The organism is Neobacillus sp. SM06 (assembly GCF_050496765.1).
Lineage (GTDB): Bacteria > Bacillota > Bacilli > Bacillales > Cytobacillaceae > JAEVLT01.
Genome location: NZ_JBNWEO010000014.1, coordinates 122,397 through 139,341, shown reverse-complemented (window position 1 = coordinate 139,341; position 16,945 = coordinate 122,397). Strand labels below are relative to the sequence as shown.

15 protein-coding genes are annotated in these 16,945 nt (G+C 41.0%); 11 read left to right on the top strand and 4 right to left on the bottom strand.

The genetic code is table 11. The features are described 5' to 3' along the window. Positions 1 to 19 precede the first annotated feature (19 nt). The 4 genes from tatA (at position 20) to ACQYAD_RS09205 (ending at position 4,886) form a co-directional block, all read left to right on the top strand. Positions 20 to 178 (top strand): twin-arginine translocase TatA/TatE family subunit, encoded by a 159-nt coding sequence (gene tatA / locus ACQYAD_RS09220; RefSeq protein ID WP_430237604.1) that lies wholly within the window; start codon positions 20 to 22, stop codon positions 176 to 178. Between the two features lie 94 nt (positions 179 to 272). Next, positions 273 to 3,347, top strand: coding sequence for a formate dehydrogenase-N subunit alpha (gene fdnG, locus ACQYAD_RS09215; RefSeq protein WP_430237512.1), 3,075 nt, complete (start codon positions 273 to 275; stop codon positions 3,345 to 3,347). A 2-nt stretch (positions 3,348 to 3,349) separates the two neighbouring features. After that, complete coding sequence (locus tag ACQYAD_RS09210) at positions 3,350 to 4,192, top strand: 4Fe-4S dicluster domain-containing protein (protein WP_430237511.1); 843 nt, start codon at positions 3,350 to 3,352, stop codon at positions 4,190 to 4,192. Then, the gene (locus tag ACQYAD_RS09205) at positions 4,185 to 4,886 is read left to right on the top strand and encodes a formate dehydrogenase subunit gamma (protein ID WP_430237509.1); all 702 of its coding nucleotides are present in this window, start codon (positions 4,185 to 4,187) and stop codon (positions 4,884 to 4,886) included. Before ACQYAD_RS09210 ends, ACQYAD_RS09205 begins: the two co-directional genes overlap by 8 nt. A gap of 94 nt (positions 4,887 to 4,980) precedes the next feature. Here ACQYAD_RS09205 and ACQYAD_RS09200 read toward each other — a convergent pair whose 3' ends face one another. Beyond that, a complete protein-coding gene (locus tag ACQYAD_RS09200; protein ID WP_430237508.1) occupies positions 4,981 to 6,000 on the bottom strand; it encodes a pirin family protein in 1,020 nt (339 codons plus the stop codon). 223 nt (positions 6,001 to 6,223) lie between these two features. Beyond that, positions 6,224 to 7,645 carry a Na+/H+ antiporter NhaC family protein gene (locus ACQYAD_RS09195; protein WP_430237505.1) on the bottom strand — a complete coding sequence of 474 codons (1,422 nt, stop codon included), beginning with the start codon at positions 7,643 to 7,645 and terminating at the stop codon, positions 6,224 to 6,226. A 272-nt stretch (positions 7,646 to 7,917) separates the two neighbouring features. Here ACQYAD_RS09195 and ACQYAD_RS09190 point away from each other — a divergent pair, with 272 nt between their 5' ends. The 5 genes from ACQYAD_RS09190 (at position 7,918) to ACQYAD_RS09170 (ending at position 10,732) form a co-directional block, all read left to right on the top strand. Further along, positions 7,918 to 8,862, top strand: a complete 945-nt coding sequence (locus ACQYAD_RS09190) for a phosphotriesterase family protein (RefSeq protein WP_430237504.1) — start codon at positions 7,918 to 7,920, stop codon at positions 8,860 to 8,862. A gap of 175 nt (positions 8,863 to 9,037) precedes the next feature. Continuing rightward, complete coding sequence (locus tag ACQYAD_RS09185) at positions 9,038 to 9,328, top strand: hypothetical protein (protein ID WP_430237602.1); 291 nt, start codon at positions 9,038 to 9,040, stop codon at positions 9,326 to 9,328. Between the two features lie 151 nt (positions 9,329 to 9,479). Next, complete coding sequence (locus ACQYAD_RS09180) at positions 9,480 to 9,659, top strand: small acid-soluble spore protein H (protein WP_430237503.1); 180 nt, start codon at positions 9,480 to 9,482, stop codon at positions 9,657 to 9,659. 192 nt (positions 9,660 to 9,851) lie between these two features. Then, positions 9,852 to 10,280: a MarR family winged helix-turn-helix transcriptional regulator gene (locus ACQYAD_RS09175; RefSeq protein ID WP_430237501.1), complete on the top strand. Its 429-nt coding sequence runs from the start codon at positions 9,852 to 9,854 to the stop codon at positions 10,278 to 10,280. A 53-nt stretch (positions 10,281 to 10,333) separates the two neighbouring features. Continuing rightward, a complete protein-coding gene (locus tag ACQYAD_RS09170; RefSeq protein WP_430237500.1) occupies positions 10,334 to 10,732 on the top strand; it encodes a DoxX family protein in 399 nt (132 codons plus the stop codon). Between the two features lie 924 nt (positions 10,733 to 11,656). On the opposite strand, the gene ACQYAD_RS09165 is transcribed toward ACQYAD_RS09170, so the two are convergent. Then, the gene (locus ACQYAD_RS09165; protein ID WP_430237498.1) at positions 11,657 to 12,571 is read right to left on the bottom strand and encodes a response regulator; all 915 of its coding nucleotides are present in this window, start codon (positions 12,569 to 12,571) and stop codon (positions 11,657 to 11,659) included. A 5-nt stretch (positions 12,572 to 12,576) separates the two neighbouring features. Next, complete coding sequence (locus tag ACQYAD_RS09160) at positions 12,577 to 13,746, bottom strand: sensor histidine kinase (protein ID WP_430237496.1); 1,170 nt, start codon at positions 13,744 to 13,746, stop codon at positions 12,577 to 12,579. 474 nt (positions 13,747 to 14,220) lie between these two features. Between ACQYAD_RS09160 and ACQYAD_RS09155 the strand changes: the two genes are divergently transcribed. Then, positions 14,221 to 15,474 carry a cation:dicarboxylate symporter family transporter gene (locus ACQYAD_RS09155; protein WP_430237493.1) on the top strand — a complete coding sequence of 418 codons (1,254 nt, stop codon included), beginning with the start codon at positions 14,221 to 14,223 and terminating at the stop codon, positions 15,472 to 15,474. A gap of 57 nt (positions 15,475 to 15,531) precedes the next feature. Next, positions 15,532 to 16,824: a Glu/Leu/Phe/Val family dehydrogenase gene (locus ACQYAD_RS09150; RefSeq protein ID WP_430237490.1), complete on the top strand. Its 1,293-nt coding sequence runs from the start codon at positions 15,532 to 15,534 to the stop codon at positions 16,822 to 16,824. Positions 16,825 to 16,945: the final 121 nt, after the last annotated feature.

Genomic DNA, 16,945 nt, shown 5'->3' with positions numbered 1-16,945 from the left:
GAGGTGAGTCATTTTGTCCATTTCCAATATCGGAATCCCAGGGCTGATATTGATCTTGGTCATCGCGCTGATTGTATTTGGGCCGAATAAGCTTCCAGAAGTAGGCAAAGCTTTTGGCAAAACGATCAAAGAGTTTAAAGATTCTGCAAAAGAAATCACCGAAGAAAAAGAAAAATAGCTTGCTAGAGGGAAAAAAAGCATATTTTTTCGGTAAAAAAATCAAGTAAGCATGAAGACACAATTCTTAGGGGTTGGAAGGAGAGTAATAGAAAATGCCGAAGCTTTCCAGGCGTCAGTTTATGAAGTTTACAGCAGCGTCGGTTGCCGCATCATACTTAGCTGAAAAACGCGTTTTTGCCAAGGAAGAAGAGAATAACAAAGCTTTTCCATTGATGACAGCAGGGGCTAAAACGTCCTACGGCATTTGTCACTTCTGTTCCGTAGGATGTGGAATTGAAGTGAAAGTGGTTGGGAATACCGTAGTCTCAACAGAGGGGTTGAAGGACCATCCGGTCAACCAAGGGGCATTGTGTCCAAAGGGACGTTCTCTTAAAGAAATGCATAATTCAAAATTGCGTTTAACCCATCCATTGGTTCGGAAACCGGGAAGTGACAAATGGGAACCTATTTCCTGGGATGATGCCATTGATAAAATTGCGAAGAAAGTAAAAAGTGTTCGTGACACTACTTTTACCAAAACGGTCAATATAAATGGTAAAGACGTTACAGTGAATCGTCTAGATGGAATCTTTAGCTTGGGCAGTGCTGAGATTGATAATGAAGAAGCCTATTTGTACACGAAATTTAACCGGGCATTAGGGATTCATAATTATACACATCAGGCAGAGATATGACACGCTCCGACGGTGGCTAGTTTAGCCCCTTCATTTGGTAGTGGTGCCATGACTAACAGTTTTACAGATATGAAAAATGCAAAAGTGATTTTAATTGGCGGGAACAACACAGCCGAAACCCATCCGTTGGCAATGCGCTGGGTATTGGAAGCACAAAAGCGAGGAGCTAAAGTCATTGTTGTCGATCCAAGGTTTAATCGGACAGCCAAAGTAGCGGATCTTTATGCACCGATACGGCCAGGGACAGATATTGGGTATCTCGGCGCAATTGTAAACTACATTTTGGATCACAAACTGTACGATGAAGAATACATTCGTGCAAATACAAATGCATTGTATAAAATCAATCCTGCTTACTCGTTTCATGATGGCTTGTTTACTGGCTATGACAACAAAGGGCACAAATACGACAAGGCCAGTTGGACGTATCAATTAGATCCCGACGGACAGCCGCTGAAGGCTGATTCTTTAACAGATCCGGATTGTGTCCTGATGAAATTGAAACAGCATTTTGCAGAATATACTTTTGAAAGGGCTTCCAATATTACTGGAATGCCTATTGATAAAATGAAACTTATTGCTGAGACATTTACCAAGAATCGTCCGGGAACGATTTTGTATGCACTTGGAATGACTCAAAAATCAGTTGGGGTTCAAGGTATTCGAATGTATGCCATTATCCAATTGCTGCTTGGCAATATGGGAATGGCTGGCGGCGGAATAAATGCGAATCGAGGCGAACCGAACGTACAGGGGTCAACGGACATTGCCTGCTTGCCGCATATTTTGCCAGGCTATATGCCGATGCCAACAGATGCTCATCCAACGTTAAACGATTATGTGAAGGCTGTTGGGACAACGAAGGCGAAGAAAACCATTGCCTTGTTAAAAGCCTGGTACGGAAAAAACGCTACGCCAGATAATGAATTTGGCTATCATTATTTGCCAAAACGAAGCTCAAAAGATTCGGCTGCATCCTATGTACCGATTTTTGAAAAATTGAATAAAAAAGAGTTCAAAATGGGCTTTATTTTTGCACAAAATCCAGCTGTCAGTACACCAAACTTGGATATGGTATGGCGGGGACTCAGCAATCTGGAACTATTGGTTGTTTCAGAGATTTTCGAAACGGAAACATCCTCATTTTGGCAATATCCAGGCATTGATCCGAAGTCTATTCAAACGGAAGTTATTTTGCTGCCAGCAGCAATGGCGTTTGAAAAAGCGGGAACCATGACAAACTCGGCTCGTTGGATTCAAGGAAAAACGGTCGCTGTTCCTCCTCCTGGTGAAGCAAAACCAGATGGAGATATTATCTATGAAATCATGAATCAAATTAAAAAATTGTATGCAAACAGCAACGACCCAAAAGATAGAGGTATTCTTGACCTCACTTGGGATTTCAAGGTTACGGGGCAAGAGGGAGTCAACATGGAATCTGTCCTAAAAGAAATGAACGGATACGACCTAGCTTCAGGCAAGTTACTAAGTTCTGGAGTACAGATTCTAAAAGCGGAACCCGGAACAGTGTCCTCTGGGATGGGCGGCCTGTATACCGGTGTGATAACCGAAGACGGAAACCATTCATTGCGTCGTGATCCTGCAGATCCGAGCGGACTTGGTTTGCATCCGAATTGGACATTTTCTTGGCCAAACAATACCCGTGTCCTTTGGAACAGAGGCTCGGTTGATCACAATGGTAAACCGCGTGATAAAGACCGCCCTCTTGTATGGTGGAACGGAGTAAGTTGGGCAGGCAATGATAATTTGGATGTTGCAGCAAAAGATAAAGCACCAGATACACCAGAGGGTGGCAAAGTTTTCTCAAATGGTGATGGAAAAGGAGCATTGTTCCGTACCGTTTATGCGCAGAAGCAAAAAAATACACCCGATCTAACGCTGAAACCTGGTTATGATCCAAATGTTTTCAAAGTCGCACCTGTCATTACAGAACCGGGAATATTAGACGGGCCGATGCCGGCACACTATGAACCATTGGAGTCGCCAGTTCAAAATCCGATGTATACGCAGCAATCCAATCCAATCCTTCGCCCATTTGTACTGCCAGAGATACAGAAATCCGGCGAATCAAAAGATTTTCCATATGTATTAACCACTTATATGGTCACAGAGCAGTTTTTGTCAGGCGGTGTCACAAGGAATACTCCGCAGTTAAATGAATTAATGCCGTCAAATTTTGCGGAAATCAGCACCCGCCTTGCCAAGAGATTGGGAGTGGTGTCTGGCGATAAAGTTACCATCAGTACGGCACGCGGTAAAGTATCCCTTGATGCAATGGTCACCGATCGCATTCAACCATTGAAAGTTAAAGGGCAGGATGTGGAGATTATTGGTGTACCATGGGGATGGGGTTATAAAGGACTCGTACATGGCGAATCGATTAATAAAGTGACGATTTCCTCATTCGACCCAAATACAGGAACCCCGGAATATAAAGCATGCTTATGCAATGTGACAAAAGGGGGTAATTAACCTTGGCTGGGAAAAAAGATAAGGCAATATTGGTGGATACCTCTCTTTGTACAGGTTGTAAAGCGTGTCAATTAGCTTGTAAAGAATGGCATAATCTGCCCGCGACAGAGTTTGAAAAAGTACCGGGAACCTATCAAAATCCGGCAGACCGTTCTAGCAATACACTAATGTTAATGAAATTTTCCGAGCAATATGATGCCTCTACTAAAACAATGGAATGGCTCATTCGGAAAGATCAATGCATGCATTGCACAGATGCCCCCTGTGTAGATGTTTGCCCAACGAGTGCGTTATTTACGCATGCGGATGGATTTGTTGGCTTGGAGAGAGAGAAGTGCATTGGCTGTTCTTATTGCGGAAAAGCTTGCCCATTTGATATTCCACGCTATCAATTGGATGCACTGACCGGCAAAAACAAGATGAACAAGTGTGATTTTTGCCAAGACCGGGTCACAAATGGCGAAAAACCGGCTTGCGTACAAACCTGCCCAACGAATGCGCTGGAAGTTGAATCATGGGATTTAGCAGTAAAACAAGCATATAACCGGGTTGCAAAGATTAAAGACCGTTTCCCGAATGCCAATGTATATGGGGACAAAATTATGGGCGGCACCCACTATATTTACGTTTTGACAGAAAAACCAGAGGCATATGGGCTGCCGGCAAATCCAAAAACGAACGAGTTGGTCGGTTTCCGGAAAGACGTAATTAAACCGGTAACCCAATTATTTATGGGAGTAACGGCTGTTGGTTTGTTGGCGAACTTTATCGTGTCGTCAGCGTCCTATACAAGCAAAGACAACCAACATGATCAACCGGAAAAAGGAGGCGAAGGTGATGAGTAACCGCCCAAAAAAGCTGATTCGCCGCTACCAGCTCAGTGATATGCTAATGCACTGGTCTGTAGCTGTCGGTTTTGTATTAGCCTTGATCACCGGTTATTTGATCTTTTTTCAAGGAACATCAAGCTTATTGGATCATGCAGCAGGTCATACCGTTCGATTGGTACACAGAATTGGTGCCTTGCTGTTTGTCATTGCCCCAATTGTTTATTTTATTTTTTCCAAAAGGAGATTTGGTTTTTTAACATCATTTAAATGGAATAAAACCGATGCAGGCTGGTTGAAGGCAGCTCCGAAGCACTATTTTATCGGCGGTGATGGGATGCCTCCGCAAGCAAAATACAATACGGGTCAAAAGATGTATTATTTAATTGCGGTGATTTTTGGTTTTCTATTAACTGTCACAGGCTTCGCGCTCTGGTTTGATTGGTTTACTGGGGCAGCAAGTTTATTTATGCTCGTTGTGCATGATATTTCAGCCTTGGTCATTACACTTTTCTTTGGTGTTCATATTTATCTGACCATCTTTCATCCGCATGAACGGGCTTCCTTCAATGCGATGGTTACCGGATATATGGAAGCGGATTATGCAGCACACCACCATGAAATTTGGTACAATGAAGTAAAAGACCAACCGGAAAACAATGGCAAGCAGCCGCCGCACAAGGAACAAAAATCTTACCCGCTGAATTTTTAAATGGAAGAAAAAACGAATCGTCCAAAATGGGCGATTCGTTTTTTGAATATGATTGACATGGTATTTTTTCGATTTTGTACAATTCCTGACTTACTTATCCTCTCTTTTCAATCGTTCCGTCTGCGTAGCGGGCAAACCTTCCTGAATCACGCTCATTCACAGGATCAAGCCGTCCCCATTGCCAGCCTCCAAATTGTGTTCTCCGGTATTCACTAAAAGCATTCCGAATTTCCTGTTCCGTTGTCATCACAAATGGTCCATAAGACACGACCGGTTCTTGAATCGGTTCGCCTTCAAGAACTAGCAAATATCCGGTTTCCGCTCCGTTTGTAATTTCAATGTCTTGGTCACCAGTCAGTTTTACACGATGGGAAGAGGGAATCAATTTTCCGTCAATCCTGATTTCTTTTCCTTTATAAAAATAGACATTTCTGTTCAGTGTATTCGAAACAGCCGGTAGTGTGAAAGAGGCGTTTGGCTCCATTTGAATTAAATAAATTCCGACATGATGGTCTGGATCATTTGCCCAGGAAGCGACGGTTGGTTTTAAACTGGTTTTTCCTTGTAAATTTCCTGCAATTAGCCTTACATTCGTTTTCTTTCCATTGGAATCCACTAGCTGTACTTCTGGAATATCTTCCGCCCAAAGCATCTTATATTCAGGCTCTGCAAATTTATTCTTTGCTTCTAAGTTAAGCCAAATTTGGAAAAGCTGGAGCGGGTTGTTTTGATTCGGATGGACAAGTGGGAACATCTCGGTATGCTGACAGCCCTTTCCGGTTGTAAGCCATTGTACATCTCCATTGCCATAGCGGCCTCGTGCACCGCTTGAATCAAAGTGATCCACAAATCCGTCGAGAACAATGGTTACTGTTTCAAACCCACAGTGGGGATGGGCGGGAAAACCTGGAACAGTTGTCCCGTGATACATTCGAAAACCATCGCGCAGCGTAAAATCTTCACCAAGATTCCTTCCCTCTAGGGATGTACTCGGTCCTTGATCTTCGTTTCCGGGTGGATACAGATCTTGATGATACATTGTGATAATGAACGGATCTTCGGTTTGCCATTGAAAACCAAATTTTTGCATTCCAAGTATTTTGCTGTTTTCCATGATGGTTCTCCTTTGTGATTGGTTGTTTGGGGTTTGCCATTTTTAACAAAGCCAGCCGCAGCACAGCGTGATTAAATCTTGAGTTAGAATATCTTGAATATGAGACAATGATAAATCTTAAAAAATTTTATGTCAATATTTATCTTATTCTCCTTTAAGAGAGAATTCAATCAGTCCGAAATCCCAATTTGATGTAAAAATGATTTCGGCAAATCCATTCCAATCAAAAAATAAACAGCGCAGCAATAATGTAGAAACCGCTTGCAATTGCAGCCCCCATCACAGAAATCTTCAATTTATAGCGGGCATAATCGACAAGATCGAGGTCAAGAATGGAAGCCGTTGTGATTGTTGTATCTCCTAATGGGGAAGCCAGTGCCCCAAATGCGCCGCTGGCAAAAACAGCACCGACGGTTAACGGGATAGATGCTCCAGTTGAAACAGCGAGTGATATTCCTAATGGCATGAATAGCCCCCATGTTCCCCATGAAGAACCAAGAAAATAGCTAATAAACGAACCAAGCAGAAAGATAGCTACCGGGGTTAAATAGGCTGGCAAAAACGTACCTAAGGTTATCCGAATGAATTTTGAAAAACCAAGCTCCTCCGCCGATAGAGTCATTGACCAAATGAGAACCAAGAGACTGATCGCCTCCATCATTTGGTTTCCTCCATCAAAAAAATGGTACAGAAGTTCGCCTAATGGTTGTCGGCGGATGATGTAAAAAATACACGTTAAAATTAGGGTGACGAAAACAGCTAGCAGCATGACGAAGGTTGCATCTGCAAGCGAAAATGCTTTAGCCAGTGTTACAGCTCCTTTTTCAGTGCCATTTTGCCACAATAGATAAAATGTAAGCAAAAGAAGCAATAAAACAGGGAAAATTAAATTCCACGGTTGTGCTTTTACCAAGGATAATTCGCGCCGAATTCCACTTCGATGCAGTTCATTCTCAACTTGATCCAACTGCGGGTGATCGCTTGAGTCACTTGTTTTGTTCGCAGATGCCACAAAGGTACGGATAATACCAATTGCTAACATCACGATGGCAAAAAAATTGAACAACAGGCTAAGCAAAAATACTTGATATGGAGACATTCCAACTTGAAGCTTTTGCAGGCTGCCACCGACTAACGAGACCATGAAGCCGACAAATGCGGTCGCTACGGGTAATAGAACAATTACTGATTCAGTAGAAATATCCATTGTCAGGCCGACTTTTTGCTTTGGTACGTTTATTTTCTTGATCAACGATTTTACGACCGGTCCAATCATCATAATGCGAAACATTGGCATCATGAACGTAAACGGGAGTGTCAGCCAGATGAAGCCCAAAAGTCCGCGTTCAGTCTGGATCTTCTTTCCCATCCATTCTGAAAAACCTTTAATTCCACCTGATATATTCATCATGCCAACGAGCCCGCCAAAAAGATAGAGAAATGCAATGATTTTAATATTATTGCCATTGGATAAGGTTGCAACGATATAGGAAACCGATTGGTAAATTCCATCTAAAATGTTCCCTTTAACAAGCAATGAACCAGCTAGTAAACTGAGCACAAGGCCTGGTAAAATATTTTTTAGCCAAATGGCCATCGAAATCACGATCAGAAAAGGTACTAACGAAAACCACGAATATCCCAAAATTCTTCCCCCAATAGTAAATCTTTTCTATTAGTATTGCCGGCGTAGTTGCATTTCATGTTTGATTCGAGCCCATCATTAAATTTAAGGGTTCATTTGGCAAAAAGGCGAGGATTTTTGAAAAGATTGGGTGGAAGTCAAAGAAGAATTGACTTAGTGTAAGGGAAGCTGGTATTTTATTATCAGATAATTCATAATATTTTAAGGGTTAATAACATCTTTTGAAAGCGTCATCATAACGAATATTTTAAGATTTTGAAAGGGGAGTAGAAATGACTATCATTCATTCTGTTACGGGAAATGTTGATTCTTCCGAATTAGGTTTGACGCTGATCCATGAACATATGCGCGTACGCTCAGAATCCGTATTTGCCCAGTTTCCTCATTTGTATGATGAGGAAAAAGAGTTTGCAAGGGCTGTCCAACAAGTAAATAAAGTGAAACAACTTGGGGTAAAAACGATTTGTGATCCAACGGTAATGGAACTGGGCCGCGATATCAGCTTTATTGAGCGAGTTGCCCGGGAAACTGGAGTGCAAATTATTGCTGCAACGGGAATCTATACGTATCATTATATACCACCTCATTTCCAAAATCGCGATGTTGATTATATGGCCGACTTGTTTGTCCGCGACATTGAAGTTGGAATTCAAAATACTTCGATTAAGGCAGGGTTTTTAAAATGTGCAGCCGATGCTCAAGGAATTACCCCGGATGTGGAAAAAGTAATTCGTGCGGCAGCCCGAGCCCATAATCAAACAGGTGTACCGATTATGACACATTCCTATCCTGGAAGCCGTAATGGTTTAAAACAGCTAGATATTCTTCTCGAAGAGGGTGTAAACCCAGAACGGATCTTAATTGGACATACAGGAGATACCGACAACCTTGAGTATATTTTGAAAGTCCTTGACCGGGGTGCCTTTATTGGAATGGATCGCTACGGCTTAACAAGTGAGTGCTCGACAGAGAATCGCAATACGACAGTCATTGAACTGGCCAAACAAGGTTATGCAAACCGGTTGTTTTTATCACAAGACCATTGCTGCACAATTGATTGGTTTCCTGAAGGAGCGGCAGAGCAAATGTACCCTAAATGGTCGATGAGCTTTGTCCTTGAAGAGGTCATTCCTGAATTACTACGCAATGGTGTAACAGAAGAACAAATCCAGATGATGATGGTCGAAAATGCACGCCGCTGGTTTGAAGGAAAGTAGAATTCTTGTTCTCTTCCTAGCAAAAATTATTTGAAAATGATCAAGCATTCTGTTATTTTTCCCCTGCAACATAATGAGATAAAGTAGTTTGTTTCTCATTCCGCCCATACCCTGGACATTTATCCCGCATATAGTACAAAAGGAAGGATATTTGAAAAGGGAGATGAATAAATTGATGGATCTAAGACCTATGCATGGGGGACATCATGGAGGACATTATGGCGGACATCATGGAGGCTATCATGGGGGCCATCATGGCGGATACCATGGAGGCCATTATGGTGGATATGGATACGGCGGCTTTGGATCACCTTTTGTTGGGGGATTTTTAGGAGGATTAACTGCTGGAGCGTTAACATCACCAGGAGTGGGTGTCGGCGGTTATCCATATCCATATCCTTATCCAGTACCATATCCGGCAACGTATCCAGCACCTTATTATCCATATGGAACCTATCCATATTAAGTAATGTAAACAATTTTACAAAATTTTTTAAGACACTTCCTAAAGAGGATGGTGTCTTTTTTTCATCAAATAAGTTTTTCGTCAAAATCACATAAATCAATTCTCTAAAGTACATATTATATTTGTTCCAAAAGGAAAGGAGGCTGGTTAAATGGATGTACAACGGGCACAGGAAATATCATTTTCACCCGTTATGGCAAATGTAAGCCATAATGGAAAATCAATCTACATTGAACATGTGGATCAACAAAGTGGCATGGCGACGATCCATCCACTTGATGAACCAAATATGAAGCAAAATGTTGCAGTGACAAGTCTAATTGAACAATAGAACAAGAGTTTGACAAAAAAAGAAGGCCTACATATCATGTTAGTCCTTCTTTTTAACCAATAAATAGGAATAATCTGGTTAATAGTCTTTTTTATAATTAAAAAAAGGCAGTTGACATGTTCGTTTCTGGATAGTATTATTATCTTGTATTCAAGATATTTTAATTCGAGATTAAAGTGGGAGGTGGTTCGGTTGGAGAAGCAATGCTCGAATTTGCCATACCTTGCTTTGATGCAAACTTCAAAAGCAGTGCAGGATCGTATAAGGCTAGAAATGACAAAAAACAACCTTAGTTTAACGGAATTTTCTGTTTTGGAGATACTGTATTTTAAGGCTAAACAAACGATTCATCAAGTTGGCAACAGGGTGCTCATTTCAAGTGGATCCATGACCTATGTCATCGATAAACTGGAAAAGAGAGGCTTGCTGAATCGGATCGCATGTCCTGATGACCGCAGAGTCATCTATGTGGCTCTAACAGAAGAAGGAATACGCTTAATGGGGACTATTATGCCGGAGCATCAGGAAATGATTGATTATCTGTTTGGTTGCTTAAACAAGGGAGAAGCAGAACAGCTGGCTAAATGGTTGAAACAAGTTAGTGAACGAGCAAGTCAGTAATTTTTTTGACTTATATCTTGAATTCGAGATAATTAATATAGGAGGATTGTTAGATGTTTAATTTTGGTTTATTACTTATTCGTTTGGTAATTGGTGTACTCTTTGTAGGTCACGGTGCTCAAAAGTTGTTTGGCTGGTTTGGCGGTTACGGATTAAAGGGAACTGGAGGCTGGTTTGAGTCGATTGGCATGAAACCAGGTGTAACGATGGCTCTTTTTGCTGGTTTAGCAGAGCTTATTGGCGGGTTATTGTTTGCGCTCGGGTTGTTAACTCCACTTGCAGGAATCATCATTGCCGGCACAATGGTTATCGCTATTGTGAAGGTTCATGGTGCAAATGGTTTATGGGCGACTTCAAACGGATATGAATACAACTTAACACTGCTTGCGATTGCGCTTGGAGTTGCTTTAATCGGTCCTGGTGAATATGCGCTAGATACATTTTTATTTTAATATGCATTGAATTAAGTATTCTCGAAGTAAAGTATTTTAGATGAGTTTACGGCATCTAAAAATGAATCGATTAAAAAGAGCGGGAAAAATTTAATCTTTTATTCATTTTCTCTTAATATCTGTTTGGTAGACTTTATTTATTTCAATAAGGGAGTCTTCCAAATGAGAATAAAAGCCATTTTGTGCTTATTGCTGGGTTATCATAAGTTCAGTTACTATACGGATCGTTGTGTACGCTGCGGGAAAAAAAGGAATTTGTAAGAGAAAAATGGGAGATGGTAACCTCCCGTTTTTTCTTTTTTTATAATATCAGAATTTATATCTTAACTTATCTCTTGACTATTGAAAGGAAAAAACTGGTTGATAGAGACGTTTATCGCCATAAAGATACCAATAAAAATGAAAAAGTCCAATTCTCATATTTATCAAGATAAATGGTCACTAGAGGCTTCTCTAATGCCCAATTCTCCTGTTTTTTGGGTCCAAGCGGTCATTACTAGCTTCTCTAATGCCCGATTCTCCTGTTTTTTGGGTCAAAGCGGTCATTACTAGCTTCCTTAATGCCCGATTCTCCTGTTTTTTGGGTCCAAGCGGTCATTACTAGCTTCTCTAATGCCCGATTCTCCTGTTTTTTGGGTCCAAGCGGTCATTACTAGCTTCTCTAATGCCCGATTCCCCTGTTTTTTGGGTCAAACGGTCATTACTAGCTTCTCTAATGCCCAATTCTCCAATTTTTCAGGGTCAAACGGTCACTAGTGGCCTCACGAATGCCCAATTCCCCTATTTTTCAGGGTGAAATGGCCCCCGCACGCCCCCCGGAAAGCGAGTGCCTGGAGCGGAAATCAACAGACTCCGTTTATCCGCCAAACTAAAAAGGGCCGGGCGGTTTTTGCCCGGTTTTTCTTAGCCTGGATAAAGACAAAACTACCTTTTTGCCTCCATAAATAAAGCTTGGATGAATTTTTTAATGTTGATCCGTGAGTATATGGTATCGGTGTGCGTTTTTCCTTCTAATTCAAGCATTTTCATCCGGATTTGGCTATAGTCGAACAGTTTCGTAGAGTAATACTCGAATGTCGGGTTTGTGTAATCTGTTAGTCCAAGAGAGGCGAGATGCTCAAGCACCTGTTGGATGGTTCGGCGAATCCGCTGTTCACTTGCTTTGATTTCTTTTTTCATATCACTTTGGGAGACAGGGTGAGGCAGTCTCTTTTTGGTAGCCATCTCATACAAATCTTTTAATGGCGGAATCTCCCGAATGCCCTCTTTTTCAAACTTGTTTAAGATCTCTATAAGATCCAGCAAATCCCTTTCACCGCTTTTTCCAATCGCTCCAAGTTCCAACAGGATATTTTTTGCGGTCGAGATGACTGCAAGTTCCTTGTTGATAAGGCTTTTTTCAAAGTGGAATGGCTGTTTGTTTGCATGTAAGATGCTAAGTGATTTTTGAATGTCTTGGAGGGATTTTTCCAACAGCAAATAATCACCTACTTTTTTTAGTATGCTTACGACCTCCAATCGATTAATTGGTTTTGTTATATAATGTTCAACACCAAGCGAATAGGCTTCGCTAATCAAATCCTTCGTTTCAACTTGTGAAATCATAATTATTTTCCCATGGAAAAAAGGAGCGACTTCCCGGACGGTTTCGATTCCATCGCGATTGGGCATTAACAAGTCAATCAAAAGAATATCGATGTTTTGTGCGTTAAGGGAGGAGGCATAAACCTCTGTTTCATCTTCTGCTTCTCCGACAACCATCCCAAACCCTTCTTCTTCAATAATATTTGACAGCATTCCCCGAATTGAAGGAGAATCATCACAAACAAAAAAGTTCATTGTTCTCATCCCATTTCAGTTAAACTTGCAACCGGAAGCAGAATTTCAAACATCGTTCCTTCCGCTTCCGTTGAATGAACCAGGTGTATTTCTCCACCGGAATTTTCAATCACATTTTTGATGTAGGATAACCCGATTCCGTTTGAGGCCATTCCATTTTGATCAAATTTTGTTGTAAACCCCGGATTAAAAAGATATTGAAAATTTTTAGGGGGAATTCCACATCCGTTATCCTTGACGTTGATTTGAACAAAAGCAGAAGCCCTTTTGATTGATAAAACAATCTTTCCTTTTTCGTCGATGGCATCAACCGAATTGGCCACAAAATTATTTAGGATGGAAAAAAGGATAAAAGTATGGTAGCGCGGATGGTCGCCGGAAATAGTAACATGGTAATCGATTGTTTTACCAAGCATTTCTCCATAATTTTTATTTGCATGAACAATCACAGAAAGGATTTCCTCGATGCTCATAAAATCTGCCAATTTTTCCTTTACCAATAATTTTGACAATCCCGCATAAATGCGCTGATTGTCTTTTTTAATTTCATGAAGCTCGCCAGCAATTTTCAGGGCGGTTTGCGCATGCTCTGTAACGTTTATTTGTTTCAAATCGCGGTAAAGCGAATAACAGGTGCTCGTTAATGCCTCGGCATTTTTCGAAGACTTTTTTAATTGAAACATTTCTACATATAAGTTAGAGATTAATTGCAAAATCTGTTCGCTCCGCTTTTGTTCCTGCTCCTTTGCTAGTTTCGTTTCTCTCAAAATTAAAATATTGAAGAAACCAAGTACAAAGAAACTGCGGATAATGGCAACTCCCCCGATAATGGGAAAAGTAGAGGCGGAAATTTGCATTTGGTTTGTAAAATGGCGAATCAATATTTCCGCAAAATTGGCCATTGTTTCCATAACGATTCCAAGTAAGCCAATTATGAACGGACGCTCATACAATTTGTTGATTTTAAAAAATGAAAAAAACGCCGCAAACACAAGGTAATAAAAAAAGACAGGATAATTGGAATGAAATGAATCCTGAAAATGAAAGGATGAAACGTGAATCCTGTCCAAAAGAACCCGAAAGAAAACAACCGTGACTCCTGTTAGAATCCCGGCAGCAATCGGACGAATTTTACGCGACCATAATAAAAAAAAGAAAAAAACAGGCGTACCCATACTTACTCTTAGATCTGCGCCACTAAAAGGAAAAAACTTCAATTCACCGGCAATGGGCACAGTAATCATCATAAAGAAATAGGAAACGAATTTATCACGAATACGATCATCCCCGATTCTCAAGTAAATTTAAAATTAGAAAATGATTAAATTTTCAATCTAGTTTGTTGTTTTTTGTAGGTTTTCATAGTCTGTAAGATAGAATCTAAATCAGATAGAAACCTCTTTGTTTGAGAAGCGGAAGACATAACTGAACGTTAATTTTTAAGCGCTTACAAAATTATTTTAAGCCCAATTTTCTTTTCTTGCAATCATTCTTGTTTTTTTACAAATTTTAGCGATTAAATGGAAAGGGTTTTAGGATGGGGGGTGAGAAACCGAATTGCTAGAATGAACTGTTTCGAAGTGGGAGTGTTATATTTTCTATAAAAATGTAACCATTGCTATTACCGTTTAGAGAAAGGGGAGGAAAATGTGAAGAAAATAAGCTTAGCTTGGCAAATTTTCATTGGTTTAGTTCTTGGGATTATTGTGGGGGCTTTTTTTTACGGGAATCCACAAGTGGAAACCTATCTGTCGCCAATTGGAAACATTTTTTTACGGTTAATTAAAATGATCGTGGTTCCAATAGTGATTTCAAGTCTTGTTGTGGGGGTCGCGGGAGCAGGGGATATGAAGTCGCTTGGAAAATTGGGCGGCAAAACGATTCTTTATTTTGAAATTATTACAACGGTAGCGATTGTCATCGGTCTTCTAACCGCGAACGTGTTCCATCCAGGTTCAGGAGTCGATCGCACGCAGCTGATTAAATCAGATATTAGCTCGTATGTGTCGACTGAAAAAACAACCGCATCCCACTCGAAAATTGACACTTTTGTAAATATCGTTCCTACCAATATTGTTCAGGCTTTAGCGAACGGAGATATGCTGGCCATTATCTTTTTCTCTGTGATGTTTGGACTTGGAGTTGCAGCGATTGGCGAAAAAGGGGTGCCGATTATTCATTTCTTTAGAGGTACGGCGGATGCGATGTTTTATGTCACAAATCAAATTATGAAAGTTGCACCATTTGGTGTTTTTGCGTTGATTGGTGTGACAGTATCCAAATTTGGCCTTGCTTCCTTGGTTCCGCTAGGAAAGCTAGTAATCACAGTTTATGGTGCCATGATTTTCTTTATTCTCGTTGTATTAGGGCTGGTAGCCAAAATTGCCGGTTATAACATTTTTAAGCTACTAGGGTACTTGAAAGATGAATTAATTTTAGGCTACTCGACAGCGAGTTCAGAAACAGTGTTGCCAAGAATTATGGAGAAAATGGAGAAGATCGGCTGTCCAAAGGCGATAACTTCTTTGGTTATTCCGACAGGTTATTCTTTTAACTTGGATGGTTCTACACTCTATCAAGCCATTGCCGCCCTGTTTATTGCCCAAATGTACGGAATTCAAATGAGTATTGGCCAGCAAATTACCCTTGTCCTTATTTTAATGTTAACGTCCAAAGGGATTGCCGGCGTACCTGGGGTATCGATTGTTGTACTGCTTTCCACCTTGGGGAGTGTAGGGATTCCAGTTGAAGGCCTGGCATTTATTCTCGGAGTTGACCGTCTTCTCGATATGGCCCGGACATGTGTCAACATTGTTGGCAACTCGCTGGCCGCAATCATAATTTCCAAATGGGAAGGCCATAAGCTGAAAAGCTCAAAAGTGCAAAACCAGGAAGCCGCATAATGCGGTGCCTGCTCACTAGAAAAAATACTATAAAAATCAATTTTAGAGGTGTCAACCATGACTGCAGGTACAGTATTCAGTGAAGTGTCAAAACAACAACAAGAAGACCAAGAATCAATAAATTTGTTCTATTCAACGCAAACGGTTATCCATGAAGCGTTAAAGAAATTGGGCTATAGTGAGGAAATGTTCGAACTGCTAAAAGAGCCGCTGCGCTTTTTGTCTGTGAGAATTCCTGTGAAAATGGATGATGGTTCTGTTAAAATGTTTACCGGCTATCGTTCTCAGCATAATGATGCGGTTGGACCGACAAAAGGTGGCGTTCGCTTTCACCCGGAGGTTGATGAAGATGAGGTAAAAGCATTGTCTATTTGGATGAGTTTAAAATGCGGGATTACCAACCTTCCGTTTGGCGGTGGAAAAGGCGGAATTATTTGTGATCCGCGCAATATGTCATTGCGGGAATTGGAAAACTTGAGCCGCGGCTATGTTCGTGCCATTAGCCAAATTGTTGGACCAAATAAAGATATTCCTGCACCCGATGTGTATACGAATTCGCAAATAATGGCGTGGATGATGGATGAATACAGCCGATTGCGGGAATATGATTCACCTGCATTTATTACGGGAAAACCGATTGTCCTGGGCGGTTCGCAAGGGCGTGAAACAGCGACTGCGCGCGGTGTTGCAATCGTGATTGAAGAAGCTGCGAAGAAAAAGGGGATCGAGCTTAAAGGCGCGCGCGTGGTAATCCAAGGCTTTGGAAATGCGGGAAGTTATTTAGCGAAGTTTATGCACGATGCCGGGGCAAAAGTGGTAGGTGTTTCCGATGTTTACGGAGCAGTCGCGGATCCTGAGGGATTAGATATAAATTATTTGCTTGACCGCAGAGACAGTTTTGGAACATTTTCCAAACTATTTCAAAACACGATTACAAATAAGGAATTATTCGAACTTGACTGCGATATTCTTGTACCTGCAGCCATTTCGAATCAAATAACGGCCAACAATGCCGCCAATATAAAGGCTTCGATTGTTGTTGAAGCAGCGAATGGACCGACAACCCTTGAAGCAACAAAAATTTTGACAAATCGCGGCGTTTTTCTAGTTCCTGATATTCTTTCAAACTCCGGCGGTGTAACGGTTTCCTATTTTGAATGGGTGCAAAACAATCAAGGTTATTACTGGTCGGAGGAAGAGGTTGAGGATAAACTCAAAAAAATTATGGTGGATTCTTTTGAAAATATTTATCAAGTTGCCCAAACCCATAAAGTCGACATGCGCTTGGCAGCCTACATGGTCGGCATCAGAAAATTAGCAGAGGCCTCACGCTTCAGAGGCTGGTCGTAGACTTTCGTAAAACCCCTTTCCGATTATTGGAAAGGGGTTTGTGTATAGTATAACGTTTTTGAAGGAGAAGTTGTAGTTTTATATAATTAAAATTCTGTAATTAAATTAAGGATTATGGGCA